This window comes from Paenibacillus antarcticus, from assembly GCF_001637225.1.
Lineage (GTDB): Bacteria > Bacillota > Bacilli > Paenibacillales > Paenibacillaceae > Paenibacillus_AQ > Paenibacillus_AQ antarcticus.
The window spans coordinates 51,971-67,487 of sequence record NZ_LVJI01000035.1 but is presented as its reverse complement, the minus strand read 5'-3'; the positions used below and the strand labels follow the sequence as shown (position 1 = coordinate 67,487).

Annotated in this window: 15 protein-coding genes and 1 riboswitch; of the genes, 3 read left to right on the top strand and 12 right to left on the bottom strand. The window is 41.2% G+C overall.

The genetic code is table 11. From position 1 onward, the window contains the following. Nucleotides 1-225: 225 nt before the first annotated feature. Both PBAT_RS19880 and PBAT_RS19875 read right to left on the bottom strand, forming a co-directional pair. The gene (locus PBAT_RS19880; protein WP_068652184.1) at nt 226-1,020 is read right to left on the bottom strand and encodes an SDR family NAD(P)-dependent oxidoreductase; all 795 of its coding nucleotides are present in this window, start codon (nt 1,018-1,020) and stop codon (nt 226-228) included. A 132-nt stretch (nt 1,021-1,152) separates the two neighbouring features. Then, on the bottom strand, nt 1,153-1,995 hold the full coding sequence (locus tag PBAT_RS19875; RefSeq protein ID WP_068652182.1) for an aldo/keto reductase: 843 nt from the start codon (nt 1,993-1,995) through the stop codon (nt 1,153-1,155). 222 nt (nt 1,996-2,217) lie between these two features. Between PBAT_RS19875 and PBAT_RS19870 the strand changes: the two genes are divergently transcribed. Beyond that, nucleotides 2,218-2,580, top strand: a complete 363-nt coding sequence (locus tag PBAT_RS19870; RefSeq protein ID WP_068652180.1) for a winged helix-turn-helix transcriptional regulator — start codon at nt 2,218-2,220, stop codon at nt 2,578-2,580. Nucleotides 2,581-2,712: 132 nt separating this feature from the next. Here PBAT_RS19870 and PBAT_RS19865 read toward each other — a convergent pair whose 3' ends face one another. The 4 genes from PBAT_RS19865 to PBAT_RS19850 are packed head-to-tail and all read right to left on the bottom strand — an operon-like array spanning nt 2,713 to nt 5,142. Next, nucleotides 2,713-3,429 (bottom strand): YjjG family noncanonical pyrimidine nucleotidase, encoded by a 717-nt coding sequence (locus tag PBAT_RS19865; RefSeq protein ID WP_068652178.1) that lies wholly within the window; start codon nt 3,427-3,429, stop codon nt 2,713-2,715. Nucleotides 3,430-3,469: 40 nt separating this feature from the next. Beyond that, nucleotides 3,470-3,925 carry a DMT family transporter gene (locus PBAT_RS19860; protein WP_068652176.1) on the bottom strand — a complete coding sequence of 152 codons (456 nt, stop codon included), beginning with the start codon at nt 3,923-3,925 and terminating at the stop codon, nt 3,470-3,472. A gap of 47 nt (nt 3,926-3,972) precedes the next feature. After that, complete coding sequence (locus PBAT_RS19855; RefSeq protein ID WP_068652174.1) at nt 3,973-4,671, bottom strand: Crp/Fnr family transcriptional regulator; 699 nt, start codon at nt 4,669-4,671, stop codon at nt 3,973-3,975. Nucleotides 4,672-4,716: 45 nt separating this feature from the next. Further along, a complete protein-coding gene (locus tag PBAT_RS19850) occupies nt 4,717-5,142 on the bottom strand; it encodes a DMT family transporter (protein WP_068652173.1) in 426 nt (141 codons plus the stop codon). A 204-nt stretch (nt 5,143-5,346) separates the two neighbouring features. Here PBAT_RS19850 and PBAT_RS19845 point away from each other — a divergent pair, with 204 nt between their 5' ends. Together PBAT_RS19845 and PBAT_RS19840 are read left to right on the top strand one after the other, a co-directional pair. Beyond that, nucleotides 5,347-6,318, top strand: coding sequence for a YpdA family putative bacillithiol disulfide reductase (locus PBAT_RS19845; RefSeq protein ID WP_068652171.1), 972 nt, complete (start codon nt 5,347-5,349; stop codon nt 6,316-6,318). A gap of 33 nt (nt 6,319-6,351) precedes the next feature. Next, entirely contained in the window at nt 6,352-6,939 is a 588-nt protein-coding gene (locus tag PBAT_RS19840; protein ID WP_068652169.1) for an SGNH/GDSL hydrolase family protein, read from the top strand. 115 nt (nt 6,940-7,054) lie between these two features. Here PBAT_RS19840 and PBAT_RS19835 read toward each other — a convergent pair whose 3' ends face one another. From PBAT_RS19835 to PBAT_RS19810, 6 genes are all read right to left on the bottom strand, one after another. Next, nucleotides 7,055-7,525 carry a C40 family peptidase gene (locus tag PBAT_RS19835; RefSeq protein WP_068652167.1) on the bottom strand — a complete coding sequence of 157 codons (471 nt, stop codon included), beginning with the start codon at nt 7,523-7,525 and terminating at the stop codon, nt 7,055-7,057. Nucleotides 7,526-7,529: 4 nt separating this feature from the next. Then, nucleotides 7,530-7,664, bottom strand: a riboswitch (cyclic di-AMP (ydaO/yuaA leader). Between the two features lie 35 nt (nt 7,665-7,699). Then, complete coding sequence (locus tag PBAT_RS19830) at nt 7,700-9,061, bottom strand: M20/M25/M40 family metallo-hydrolase (RefSeq protein ID WP_246168390.1); 1,362 nt, start codon at nt 9,059-9,061, stop codon at nt 7,700-7,702. Nucleotides 9,062-9,105: 44 nt separating this feature from the next. Then, on the bottom strand, nt 9,106-10,380 hold the full coding sequence (gene fabD / locus PBAT_RS19825) for an ACP S-malonyltransferase (RefSeq protein ID WP_068652165.1): 1,275 nt from the start codon (nt 10,378-10,380) through the stop codon (nt 9,106-9,108). Next, a complete protein-coding gene (locus PBAT_RS19820) occupies nt 10,380-13,670 on the bottom strand; it encodes a non-ribosomal peptide synthetase (RefSeq protein WP_068652163.1) in 3,291 nt (1,096 codons plus the stop codon). Before PBAT_RS19820 ends, fabD begins: the two co-directional genes overlap by 1 nt. 18 nt (nt 13,671-13,688) lie before the next feature. Next, the gene (locus PBAT_RS19815) at nt 13,689-14,447 is read right to left on the bottom strand and encodes a thioesterase II family protein (protein WP_246168382.1); all 759 of its coding nucleotides are present in this window, start codon (nt 14,445-14,447) and stop codon (nt 13,689-13,691) included. Between the two features lie 2 nt (nt 14,448-14,449). After that, nucleotides 14,450-15,421 (bottom strand): cysteine peptidase family C39 domain-containing protein, encoded by a 972-nt coding sequence (locus tag PBAT_RS19810; protein WP_068652161.1) that lies wholly within the window; start codon nt 15,419-15,421, stop codon nt 14,450-14,452. Between the last annotated feature and the right edge of the window lie 96 nt (nt 15,422-15,517).

Sequence of the window (15,517 nt, the reverse complement as noted above, 5' to 3'; positions counted from 1 at the left end):
CCTTATACTGAATAACATTTATACGCATAAACATTCAATATCTTCACTTCAATTCATGCAACCCTAGTACTTATGTAATTACATAGCATTATCAAGAAAACACACGAACAAGAAATTTTCTTTTCGTGTTTTAATACAAAAGAAAAACCGAGTAAACCACAGGAATAGATACCTGAAATTTGCTCAGTTCAGCGGATAATCAAAGCGCTAATGTTAGCTCCACTATTAAAACACGCTACGCACAAGTCCCCCATCAATTCGCAATGCAGAACCATTAATAGCTGATGATAGTGGACTACTTAAAAAGACAACGAGATTTGCTATTTCTTCGGGTCTAATAAGCCTTTGAATAATGGACGTTGGACGATTTTCATTCATAAATCGCTTTTCTGCTTCTTCGAGCGTCAAATGATCACCAGGATAAAGAGTATCTAACATCGTCTCCACCCCTTCCGTTAGCGTAGAACCAGGCATAATCGTATTCACAGTCACGTTCGTCCCTCTGGTTAGCTCAGCTAAACTGCGAGAGAGTGAGAGTTGCATCGTCTTGGTTGCACTATAATGAGCCATTTCCTGAGATGGCATAATAGCTGCCTCACTGGCAATAAAGACGATTCTCCCCTCCTGATTATGAATCATTGATTTAAGGTAGTGCCTTGTAAGGCGAACGCCACTCATTATATTGACCTCAAAGAATTTAAACCATTCTTCATCAGGGATATCGAAATATTCTGCCGGCTCAAATATTCCAAGATTATTTATCAGAATATCTACTTCCGGATATTTCTTAATCATCTCCTGGCATCCTTGTTCTGTTCCTAAATCAGCTACTGCTGATTGAAGAATAGCCTCTGGATATTGTTCTTGAATTTCATGAATCGTTTGGCTCACTCTCTGTTCATTGCGTCCATTAATAAGAACTGTCGCACCTTCTGCAACTAAAGATATAGCGATTGCTTTACCAATACCAGCTGTAGATCCTGTAACCAATGCCGTTTTCCCTTTTAAATGTAGTTCCATGAAATACCCTCCCGATGTGTTTTCTTATTACGTTACTCTGATCTATTGGGGTTCATAATATAGAACAATCCCCTTTATTTGCAAAGAAATAAAAGGGATTGTTCTGTTTATATATGTCGCGTTGTCAGATGGTTAGAAATCGAAATTATCTGGGTCTGGACCCACTCGAAGATTCTGATCCAATCCATCGATACGCTCCATATCTTCTCTAGTCAACTCAAAATCAAAAATAGATGCATTTTCAATGATACGATGTTCTTTCGTTGATTTCGGTATCGTTACGACGCCATTTTGTAAGTTCCAACGTAAGATCACTTGGGCAATGGATTTCCCGTATTTATCACCAATTTCTTTTAAGTCCACATTATCTAATAACTGACCTTGCATTAATGGAGACCATGCTTCAAATTGAATGCCATTTTCTTTACAAAATGCTTGAAGTTCCTTTTGAGTCAAACGTGGATGATGTTCCATTTGATCCACCATTGGTTTAATCTCCGCATCTTTCATTAGTTCTTCGAGTTGATGAATAAGGAAGTTACTTACACCGATTGATTTTACGCGCCCCTCTTTATAGATCGTCTCCAAAGCTCTCCAAGCATCCTTGAACTTACCCGCTACAGGCCAATGAATCAGATACAGATCCAAATATTCCAATCCCAATTTACTTAAACTTGTCTCATAAGCAGCGATAGTTGCTTCATAACCTAGATCAGCATTCCATACCTTCGATGTGATGAAAAGTTCTTCTCTAGAAATACCCGCTTCTTCCATCCCTTGGCGAATCCCTCTACCAACACCTTCTTCATTTCCATAAATAGCAGCTGTATCAATACTTCGATAGCCATTCTTGATTGCCGTTTTCACAGCATTTTCAAGTTCAGGACCTTCCTCCACTAGAAATACACCTAATCCAAACCAAGGCATCTTCACACCATTATGCAACGTTGTTGTATCTTGCAAATTCTTTACCATTATATTTTCCTCCATCTAATTAATATTTTATAAATCCACATACTAACAAAATATAATGCAGTATGAAATATCCCACCTATCAAACCAACTTACGTATTTGAGTTATAGTCATCAATGGCTACAAGTGCTATGATAGATGAAATCAGACAAAAAGAATAGTACGTACTTAAAAGTAATATAGGTACTTTAAAGTACCTATAACATCTAAATCGGAGGAACATCATGATCAAGAAAAAATATAACATTTCAGTTGAAGCAACACTTGAGGTCATCGGCGGGAAATGGAAATGTGTGATTCTATGTCATTTAACCCATGGAAAAAAGCGTACTTCAGAGTTAAAAAAGTTGATGCCTGGGATTACACAAAAAATGTTAACACAGCAACTACGAGAGTTAGAATCTGATGGAATCATTAATCGAATTATTTATAATCAGGTTCCTCCAAAAGTCGAATATGAACTTAGTGAATATGGAACGAGTCTGGAAAGTATTTTGAATTTATTATGTAATTGGGGTGAACAACACATCATTAAAGAATACGGTGATAAGTTCGCTGTTTTAGAGGACAACATATTAAATAAATAAATAAATAAATAAATAAATAAACACATAATAGAGCAGAAAAATCATCTCATGTAGGATGTCATTTCTGCTCATTTATTATCCTTACCCAAGGGTAAGGATTACTTTAACGATACTTCGATCTTCAGGACACAATCACGAGCTGACAGCCACCGTTTCTTTCTCAACATTCAAAATCTTATACAACTCATCGAGATGTTGGATTTCATAAGTTGGCACAATCCCAGTGTTATTGAGTAACATGTTCGGGTTGAACCAACATGTATCTAACCCTGCTAGCTGCCCACCTTTAATATCCGCGCTTAAGGAATCTCCAATAATCAATCCCTTTTCCACAGTGAAATTAGGGATTCTTGCAAAGACATAATCGAAATATTCCCTCATAGGTTTTTGAAAGCCTGTGTCCTCTGACACAAAAACATCTTTAAATAACGTGTGTAAACCTGAATCACGTAAACGTCTATCCTGAGTCTTGAAAACACCATTCGTAACAATATATAAGTCATATTGATGTTGTAGAGCTGTTATCAATTCAAAAGCACCGTGAAGAAGCTGATGCCCCTCTTCTAAGTAGCTACGATACTTCTTTTCCAGTAAGGATCCATCAACTTCTTGACCGTATTCCTTAAATAAAATTGAAAATCGCGTATTCACTACCTCATAACGATTCATTTCCCCTTCTTCAAAAGACCTCCATAGACCATGATTTATTCTTTTATAATGAGCTTCTATTTCACTGGTTAATGGCATTTCTTGTTCCTCAAATAGCAAGCATAACGCTAATCTCTCCGCTGCACCGAAATCTAATAGTGTGTCGTCTACATCAAATAATAACGTCTGGTAATTCTTCAAAATCATCACTCCATTTTCGTAAACTTACTTAAGTAGTCAACTAAGACGCCCTCTGTTTCTCTCCACCGCCTAATTTAAATACATAGATCCCACCTACGATGACCAACACACCTACCAACTTGCTAATTGTAAATGGAACCTTATCTAGTCCCAACCATCCTAGTGAGTCCCATAATAAAGCGAACCCAAGCTGCGATGTTAGAACGATAGCGATGGCATACGTAGGACTCAGTAGCTTCATCCCCTGTACCATACAGATAACCACACCAACACCGATCAAGCCACTGAACCAGTACCATGGCTGCGTATTGTGCAAGTTAAACATTTCTTTCCCTTCAAAAATCAGACCGAACGTTAGTGAAGCCAAGAATCCCATACCTAATACCAATGTCGTTGTCGCCCAAGACCCCGCGCGTTCATTCACCTTACTATTAAAAATATTTTGCAAACTAACCAGTGAACCTGCGATAACTGCCAATACGAGTCCTAGCATCATACCATTTATTCTCCCATATGCTGATTTATTCTAATGAAATCTTACGCTTACTCATAGATATTGTGACTTGAGAGCCTACTTAAACCTTCCTTGTCTTTAACAAAAATGAACCCTTTATTTCGCTCAATCAGACCTTCTGTGCAGAATTGTAGGATAACCCGATTCAGATGTCTATAACTGGTTCCAATAAAGTTCGCTGCATCCCTTATATTGACGATACTTTGTTGCCCTTGATTAAGAGATTCGGATCCATTGAATGAAACAGACAATAGATAACTTGCCAATCGAACTTCCACCGAATGCATCAAATTGAAGCTCATGGCATTATTTTTAAGATGAAACTTCCGTGTAATGATGCTCAGTAGAAATTGTAGCAATGGCGCATGATCGCTTCCGTATTTTCTTAACCAACGATAATCAATACAGATCATATGAACTGATGATACTGCCTCAACCGTATTGATAATGTTAATTTCCTGTACGTATTCAATATCCCCGATGATCTCAAGCGGTTTCTTAAAAGAAAGAATAAGTTTTTTGCCCTCAGGCGAAGTCGTATAAATTTTAACTTTCCCCTTCACAAGAACATAAAGAACCTCCGAATGTTCCCCTTGGGAACAGATCAGTTCCCCTTGATCATAGCTATACAACGATAAATACGGCAATAATTGCTCATTAAATACGGAATCTATGTGATGTGTATGCAAATAATGATCTAGTTGCACATGATCTTTTATTTCTTTCATGACTCGAAATTTACCTCCTGTCCTTAACCACTAACATTAAAAATTTTAAAATCCTAGAATCACCACACCAGCAATCATCATACCAATGCCAATGAACTGTGGTACTCTCATTTTCTGCTTCTGTACCCCGAACCATCCCTTAATATCAATTATAAAGGTCAGACCCAGTTGAGCAATCAATAGCGCAGATATCGTAAGCGTAACCCCGATCTGCTGAATCGCTGTGACATCACTGAAAATAATAATCGCCGCAAAGGCTCCGCCCATCAAATATAATGGGTTTACTTGCTTAAATCCCTGCCATTTCCCGTCTCGGACGAACATCAGGATAACCAAGGCAGCAATGAATCCCGTGAACTGGGTTATCGTCGCCGCTTGCCACGTCCCAATATCTTGACTAATTCGTGCATTCACTACACCTTGGAGTGTAATAAAGGCACCTCCAAATAACGCAAATATAATTCCTCTCAAAAGTCTCTCTCCTTAAATCAATTTCTTTACTTCATTAAATGATATATTCGTGCATCATGGGAAGGACATATGTCCTAAACGAATAAATACCGAGAATTTAATCTTCTAGTGAAAAGAAGTTATTACACAATCATATTGTGATATGATCTGGGCATGATACAAAATACTAATCAAACATGGAAACTACATAAGGAGTGTCAAACAATGTACGATGTTATCATTATCGGTGGAGGACCCTGTGGCTTAAGCACTGGACTTGCACTTCAAGAAAAAGGAATTCGTTATATCATTATTGAAAAAGAAGCGATAGTGAATTCAATTGTGAACTGTCCTTTAGATATGCGCTTCTATAGTACTTCAGACCGTCTAGAAATCGGTAATATCCCCTTCTTATCTCAAGAAGCACGACCTACACGTTCTGAACTGTTAAAGTATTATCGCCTTGTTACCGAACGACAATCCATTAATATCAAATGTTATCATAAGGTTACTCGTATTTCGAAAGAAACGGATTCTTTTACCGTACATGCCGAAGATCGTACAGGATCAGACATTGTCTATCAAGCACGGATGATCGTTATGGCTACTGGGATTTTTGATCACCCAAAAAGAATCGGCGTTGAAGGGGAGTCCATGTCCAAAGTAATGCATTATTACAAAGAAGGACATTCCTATCATGGACAAGAAGTAGCCGTAGTAGGAGGTAAGAATTCTGCTATCGAAGCAGCAATCGACCTTTATCGTAACGGGGCTCATGTCTCACTTATCCATCGGGGAGACTCTGCTTACGAAGGAATCAAACCATCTTTACTTCTAGATATCCGTAATTTCATCCAAAAAGAAAAAATTAAATTTTATCCCAATTCTAGTGTTAAAGAGATAAAGGACAGATCCATTAGTATACATACACCTGAAGGATTAGTCTCCATTCCAAATGACTACCTCTTTTCACTGATTGGATATCAACCGAATACAACGATGCTTCAAAGTATTGGGATAGAAGTAGATCCTTCCACATTAGTGCCTACCTTTAATCCAAGTACTTATGAAACCAACGTTGATAACGTTTTTCTTGCAGGTGTCGTAACAGGGGGAACTACTAATCGTGTTTATATTGAAGATGGAAGATTTCACGGATTAGCCATTTCAGAAGAAATCGAACGACGCCTAGTATAGAATAAGTTTAGATTCAACAAAGGGGTGTCTGATATGTGGAAGCATTTTGTAACACTAGGAGATAGTTTCACAGAAGGAATTGGTGATGAAGTTGAGGGAGCAGCATTACATAGTTGGGTTGATCACTTCGCTAACCTGCATACGCCTGAGTTACAATATACCAACTTAGCTAAAAGAGGATTGGTAAGCCAAGAGATTCGCGTCACGCAATTAGAAAAAGCTATAGCATTGCAGCCCGACTTAGTCAGTCTAATCGCAGGAGCTAACGATATATTAAAAGGCCGTTGGAATCATAATCAATACAAGAATGACATGGAACTTATGGTCGGTCGTATACATAAGTCGGGTGCTGCCATTATCATAGCTAATCTTCCGGACTTTACAGTTCGATTGCCATTGCCTATTGAACAACAACATATAGTAAAAGAACAATTAATAGAAGCAAATGAAATCTTACAATCACTTAGTAACGAGTACAAGTTATATCATATTGATTGTTGGAATCACCCTATGGCTAAAGACAATACCTTATGGTCTAAAGATTTGATTCACCCCAATTCAAGAGGATATCGGGTAATTGCTGAGACGATCTTTAAACACGTATCTGTAAACATCAAATAAGACAGCTATGGAACTAGCCCCCTAATTAAGACAACAGGATTAGATTGTTACATGAACAAAAAAAAGGACAAACCCGTTATATGAATAACAGGTTTGTCCTTTTTTTCGATATGTATTATTCAATCATTTTAAGATAACTTTTCTCATCTACCACTCGTCGAGCAGTAACATAACGATCTTTATAGTAAGTTTCCGACAACTTACTTATTCTTACTCCCTTACTACTGGAGGAATGCGCAAATTGATTGTCGCCTAGATAGATTCCTGCATGAGAGATTTTATTACCAATAGTATTAAAAAATACTAAATCACCTAATTGCAGATCCTCTTTAGCAACTGCTATTCCCTCTTTGGCTTGAGTCTCTGATGTCCGTGGAAGATTATCAACGTTAAACTTACCCATTATATACAGGATGAATCCGGAGCAATCAAATCCTGAAGCTGTGGTTCCACCCCATAAGTATGGCGTTCCCACTACCTGATTCACTTCATTTTCCATTCTAGCCTCACGTGCTGCAAATGTACTAGGTGCAACTGTGGTGAATAATACTGCAGCTCCAAGTAGTGATATTATGAACTTCTTCAGAATCTCGTCTTCCTTTCGATGCCTACGGAGTTAGCTGAGGATTCGGTAAAAGGTTCCCTATATTCTCTTGCTTTCAAGAATAATTCACCCGGAATGGTTCCCCCGTTTTCAAAAAAACAAAATTCGGCAATTGGTTAATATTTTGTAACTATTTATACTCTAGTATATTTAGATTCACCTTGTCAATCCTTTCTTAAAATGTGATAGACCATAATTCTTAATGACTTGATAAATGGCTTCCGCTCCAAAACGAATAGCATCTACGGGTACACGTTCATCAGCAGCATGAATCAGTTCAGTAAATTTCATATCTTCTGGTAGCGGCATAGGTAGGAAACCGTACGTTTGAATACCTAATCTTGCGAAATGTCTCGCATCCGTCCCTCCTGGTAGAAGCATAGGTACGGGAACGGCATCGGGATCTGCTGCTCTGAGTACATCCGACAACAGTTCAAACATCCCCATATCCGGGATTGTTGGACAAGCATCATGGCGTATCAACTCAAACATAACATTACGATGTACGGATTGTTCGTAAAGCTCTTCTATAAGTTGTGCAGGTGTAAATCCAGGTAGTAGGCGCCCATCCAACTCCACTATAATCTCACTTGGATGTACATTAATTTTCTCTCCGCCACGCACAATTGTAGCACTCACTGTGTTGCGAAGAAGCGGCTGAAATAATCTACCTTTATCACCCATCAGTTTCAAAATACTGTTGCTCATTCGTGGTCGAAGTAGACCTCTCAGCAATAATCTCTGCACCATAGGTAATGCCGATGCCATAGATTCAATCATATAGCTCGCTGCTGGTGTCGCATGAACGGGTAGCTTAATCTTATTCAGCGCTTGAAGAAGATCTCCAAGCTGGGCCATGCAACCTTCGCTATGTTCAAGTGAACCATGTCCACCTTCGCTTCTCAATGAAGCTCTAAGCCAACAGATTTGCTTCTCAGCAACCATGATGGGATAGAATTTCCGATGACTTACCTGCAATGAGAATCCCCCGAACTCACCAATGGCATATCTCACCCCTTCAAAGTGATGCGCATGATAATCTGCCAAATAGGAAGCTCCCCGATCACCACCAGCTTCTTCATCACACACGATGGCTAGTATAATGTCACCCTGTAGTTCAACTCTCTGCGCATGAGCGCGGAGAAAGGCTGCGAGAATCATCGCCACGCCACCCTTCATATCAAGACTTCCTCTGCCCCATACGCAACCGTCATGGATTTCACCACCGAATGGGTCGTGGCTCCATACTTGCTTCTCTACGCCAACAACATCGACATGCCCATACATCAGAAGAGGGGGCGCTTCACCGCACCCCTTTAGACGAGCGATCAGATTTGGTCTGTCTTCCACTTCCGCAACAATCGTCGTCTCAATTCCTGCCTGATGCAACAGCTCCTGAATAAATTGCACACAGGCCGCTTCGTTACCCGGTGGATTCGTAGTGTTGAACCGAATTAATTGCTGTAGTATTACTTCAGGTGATTCGTATATACGACTATCATGACTTCCTTCATTCACCAGTTCTTCCCCCTTCCGCATCACTGGGACATATTCCATGACCATCAGGAATTCAGTACGCCTACAGGTAATCCTTGAGCAAATTTGTCCTGTAAGCTATACTCTGCCAGCAAACGCTCCAATCGACTGAGCTGTTCAACTTCCGGGATCAGCTTCGTCCTTAGCACAGACAGAAGCATCTTATATGCTTGCTCCATATTCGACCATGTCACTTGACCTCCTGATTGCTGAAGTTGATATATCATCGTCTGAACGTTACGGTAAGGCGTAATAACACCATGTGCATAAGCTTCTGAGTCCCAATTCCTGTTACGTGTACATGTCGCGATCGACACGCATTGGATTATGAAATCAAGCGGATATTCTTCTTTAGCAATCTTACTATTACTTAGCAACTGCTCTGCATCCGAACCATCGTCGAAGGCAAACATCTTCATGCCTGTAGTATTCTGTGCTAGCTTTTTCAAAACCGTCCTCGGTCCTAACTCTACGGCTTCCGCCACTCCGTTCTCTCGTAAATATTGGAGTACTGCCACCCATTGTACAGGCGCAGTCAACTGCTCAGTCAGAACCTTGGTAATTTCATCAGAGCTTGCGTACAACTTGGCTGTCACACTCGATAATACGGGATATTGTAGCGGCGAAAACGTATACTTATTAAGTTCTTCCGCAAATTGTTCAGCTGCAGGCGCCATAAGTGGACTATGGAATGGGGCGCTCACTTGAAGAGGGATAACAACTCCTCCCCGCTTCGTCAACCGTTCAGTCGCCTCGCTCAGTGCCCCCTTATGCCCAGAAATGACAACTTGATTCTCCGAATTAATGTTGGATACAACAACAATCTCGGACCCACCTTTATGCGTTGCGCTTACCGATGTACAGATGGATTCAACCTCGCTTATGTCAAGCTCATGAACAGCGGCCATCGCTCCTCCCCCGATTGTAGCAGCTTCCCTCATCAGCTCGCCACGACGATGAACAATACGAATGGCACTTGCAAATGGGATACTTCCTGCGCAGGTCAATGCAGTAATTTCTCCAAGACTATGACCGGCCATATAATTAATATCTGAACCCACTACTTCCTTATATATTCTGAACATAGCCATCCCGACGGCTAATATAGCTGGTTGTGCATACTCCGTTCTAGTTAGCTCCGTTATGCCTCCCTCAAACATCAGCCTGGTGAGATCGACATTCATCGCGTCATTCGCCTCATGGAATGTCTCTTTGGCTATTGGATATTTGACGAATAAGTCCTTGCCCATACCGACATACTGTGATCCTTGCCCAGGGAACAATAACGCCCGTTTAACCATTACCCTTCACGCCCTTCCCCAAGATCCTTCATCATGATTTCGAGAGATTCTTTATATAGGGATAGCAAACCATCTATACCAAACTTATCCCATACAGCAGTGTCGTAAATACATGAAACCATCAACTCAGACTCAGTCGTCGTAAGTTGAAGCGCGAGACCAATCATCGACATATATTCTTTCACTGATCCCATATCGGTTGCTGAGAACCAAGGTATAATCCCATTGCCCGCAGCTCGGAATCCTGCAGCGGTCGCGAGAGAAGAGAATGTATAGTAAGTGCTACCATTTCGTTGACGATTCACTTCTGATATCATCTCGTTAAATTCCATATAGTGGGACATGTTCAGCGTCACAGGCACGATACGATCACCTACGCCACCTTTTACAAATACAGCGACTTCATCCGTCATCGCAATATCGGATAGTACATACAAATAGACGGTTAACAATATATCAATACATTCTACGTTAAGCATTTCTGCAATACACGTTAGTTCCCGACTTATCGATCCCTCCAGATTCAGCTCATTAATGTCAGATATACTTCCTGTACTTGCTTCAGCATCTCCTGCTTGGGTCCCGAATTCCATACCCTTCATCATCGTTAATTCGCCCATTTCACCTTCTTCACCGACTGGGGTATCCAATATTCCCGCCATGCCCCGAAGCGTTGCATTCTCGAACAGATCTGCAACCGTTAGACGCTCTGGATAACGTTCTTCTAATCTATGATGTAGCGCAACTAGCAGAATGGAATTCCCTCCAATATCAAAGAAGTTGTCATCCCCATGCAAATCTTCCCTATGAAGTAATTCTTTCCAGAGGCATGCTACTTCACGTTCCGTTTCTGATTCTAGGTGCTTGAACGTTAGAGTAGATTTCGAGTAATCCATTAGAACAGCGTTATCACTTAGTTGAGGCAATGCGTTTCTATCGATCTTTCCATTAGCGTTCAGAGGCATACTAGCTAGCCATACAAATCGCTGAGGCACCATATATTCTGGTAATCGACTCGCCATGAAGCTACGAATTTCCGTTGACGGCAACTCATACTCCGCGGCATAATACGCGCTTAACCACTTCTCGCCCCTTTGATCCTCTTGCAGAAGTGCTACTGATTCGTATATTTGTTCATGACGTGAGAGCATCAACTGAATTTCCTCTAACTCGACGCGGTAACCACGTATCTTCACCTGAAAATCGCTCCTACCTAGAAACGCGATACTTCCATCCGCAAGAAAGCGTGCAAGATCACCCGTCCTATACATCCGCTCCCCTGGAAAGAAAGGGTCCGCAACAAATTGTTTATTCGTAAGTTCCGATTTCCCCCAATACCCCTGAGCAAGCCTCGTACCGGCTATACATAACTCACCCGTAACACCCGGAGGCTGGAGATTTCCGCGCTTATCCAGAATATATGTCCGAACACCTTTAAGAGCTTTACCAATACCAGGGTGGTCATCCACAATTCGCTGTACTGTCGACCACACTGTCGTTTCGGTCGGGCCATACACGTTATAGACACAAAGATGATCATATCGCTTCAATCGATCCCAGAGCGTTGGAATGAAAGGTTCTCCACCGATCATCAGATCCGTCAAATGTCGCATACAGGAACGCTCTTCTCTACCAGAAAGCAACATTTGTAGTCTCATCGGAGTCGAAACCATCATCTGAACGTCATGCTTGATAATTAGACGATCCAGCAGCTCTGGATCTCTGCGCTCGACTTGCGTCGCCAATACAACCTTCATGCCATACAGTAAAGGCATGATTAAATCATGGATTGACACATCAAAGGCTACGCTCGCTAACGCAACAATAGTTTTACCTGGAACACATTCTACTTCTTCTACCATTCCTTCAATGAAACGTATTGCACTTTCATGCTCAATGACTACACCCTTGGGCTTACCTGTCGAGCCGGAAGTATAAATGATATAAGCTAGATCTTCTGGTGAACTACTCTCTTTCAAAGGAGAAATTGCCGACGTATCCCCTGTTGTTCCCAGTTCATCCTCAACGTTAATACATATAATAGAACCCGTATAAGAGGGCATTCGATGCAGTAGATGCTGCTGCGTTAGCATCACCCGGGCTGCGGTATCCTCCAACATATAATCGACACGTGACGACGGGTATTCCAAATCAATAGGTACATAAGCGCCTCCCGCTTTCCATATACCGATAATACCTACTACAAGATCCAACGTCCTCTCCAACATCAAACCAACTAGCACACCCGTGTCTACGCCGTTCTTCCGTAGCCTTGAGGCGAGTGAATTTGCTCGTTCGTTTAGCTCGCGGTACGTCAAAGACTCCAGTCCACATACAAGAGCTGTCTCATCAGCATGTTGTCTGACCTGCGTCTCGAACCTGCCATCCAAAGTCCATCTTGATCTTTCCCTTGTCAGTTCCATCTCTATACTTATTGCGGGATTTCGTACCATTGATGATGAGTTCTCGTTGTTTGACGAAATCAATAAATCGTCTTGTGAGGAGTCGTATACAACACCGCAATGTGATAAGAGCAACGCATTAACTTCATACACATCCAGAAGTGTAATATCCTGCAGTCGTAAGTCCGATTCTCCGACTAGCAGTCTCGCCATCTTCTGAACCTGCAACCCTAAATTTTCTACCATATTAGCGCTGTATGCATCTTCATTATATTGAATGGTAAGCTCAATAGCTGACCCCAATTGCTCCACGATTCGGAATGAAAAGAGTAATCCAACTTGTTGATCATATGATTTCCCATGTATATTTTCTAGCACAACTGCTGTGGCCTGTCTTAAATAAAATTCACTTGTTGCATGTGGAACGGAAGAGTCAGCTTCATGTGCAACTCTCTCATCGAAATGCTCATTATTGTACGCAACATGCCGTCTCACATCATTTGTTGTGTCCTCCAATTGCCCCAACAGAGATACAAGTGAATCCTCTTCACTAACATCAATACGCAGTGGAACCCATCCCTGACCGTTAGAGCCGTTTGAGCTACCTATATCTATACTTGGAATACCAACAATTAACCTATCATCTTGCGTATATTTATACAGTAATATATATACAGCAGTAAGGAGTGTCGTATACAATCGATGATTAGACCCGGTAGCTTTTCGTAGCAAATGACTGGTAAGCTCATCATCCAACCTTATCTGTTGCTCCATGATACGAAAATCATCAATCCCACCTCTTCGATCAGAAGGAAAACCTCGCACTTCATTCCATAAGTCTTGTGTACTCCGAATCGTTTCCTTGGTAGGCTGAACAACCATATCCATTCCCTTCGAACCTCCCTACTATTTATGCGTGATTCTACTGTCAGCCGACATCCTCAGAAGTCTATCGTTGATCAGAGATACAACCTCATGTTCCTGCTCGTGTATGAAGAAATGACTTCCCTCGAAATGTACGATATCGCAGGTCTGATTGGTATGTGTTTTCCATTCCTCAACGTCACACCGTAAGCTTGTATCCCCTATGCCGTTTAATACAATTAGCTTTAATGGAAGTGGTTCTTTCGGTATATGTTCATACGTACCAACCAGCTTGAAATCTGCACGCAAAATAGGCATAAATAAATTCCGCAGACCTTGATCTTGAAATAATTCCAGTGGCGTTCCACCTAGACTCTGCACTTCAGCAATGAATTCTTCATCCGGGAGTTGATATGTCATTCGGTCTATATCTGCACAATGAGGTGCATCCCTACCAGACATGAAAGTAGCCATCGGGAGCGGAAGGCCTTCTGCGTGGATAAGATGAATAAGCTCGTAGGCAAGCATACTTCCCATACTATGGCCAAATATGGCGTACTGATCACATGTATATTCACGAACCAGACGAAGCAAATCTTTGGTCGCTTCATGTATATCCTCGTAAAGCTGCTCTCGCATTCTGCTCCCTCTCCCGGCCATTTCAACTGGGATTAACGAAATGGAGGGATCTATTCCCTTTGACCATTTTTTGTAGATTTGAGCTGAACTACCCGCATAGGGTAGACAGAGCAACGGTATGCGGTTTATTGTTGGCACCTTACGTAGGTAGCTGTTCATCATGTTTACGCTCCATCAACGAGCATTCTCCAGAATTCTCGCTCCTTGGACAAGAGCCCTTCAGCACGTTCGATTTCTCTTATACGATCGAATTTATGAGTCACAAATGCTTGTTTTACCTCGTCCCATCCGTCACGGATAACATCTATTCGTTCTGATAGAGCTTCGCAGAGCTTCTCATCTAGTAGCTTTTGCTCTTGCAAAGTGCGAATAAGCGCTACGTTTGCTATATGCCGATTGCAAATAATATTGATACCAATTAGCGCATACGTAATATGAGAACTATATTTCTCCTGCCTTGTATCCACGTTCCACATGCCTTCCATTGAGAAGTCCTCTAGCTCTCGAGCTAACCTTTCAGCATTCTCAACAACCTCAGATATCTTAAGCTCATAAGGCTCTATACTTGTGTGTAAATTATATATGTAGTAAGCAGGACCTGTATAATTTGTGTTGATGTTATATTCAGCGTTATTGAATGCTTTCTTAAGCCGTTCTTCCGGCACCTCGTACTCGAGATAGCCGGCAAGTGTATCATCTATTACATAGAAAGACGAACGCTCATCATCGTAACCATTGAACAACGAATAATGATACCAATGGAATTTCTTCCATGCTAAGCTATCAGGTAGCCAATAATACAAATCGACATTCAGACTCAAATTACGACCACCGCGCAGCACCTCTTTTATCTCTTCCGTAAATGCTTCTTTATTGCTAAAATGTCCTGGCTCAATCAATTTAATGACTCCAGTTAACGGGAACCTTGTCCAATCATCCAAATAATATAAGCTGTCAATCGTGGGATAACGGAACTCACTATCCGTGGCCGCAGCCCAAGGAAAATAGCTATAAATATTCAGATAAGCAGCATATCGGTAGCTTGAATGTGTAGATTCAGCAATCGAGAACGCTTGGTTCAGCATACAATTCATCCAAAACTCATTAAATGGCTTTCTCTCGAGTGTTAATTTCATCTGATTACATCCTCCTTCATATTTGGGCATATCTTCAAAACGAAGTATTTCCCGATGGACGACATATTCGTCATCCTATCGGGGATAATTCTAACC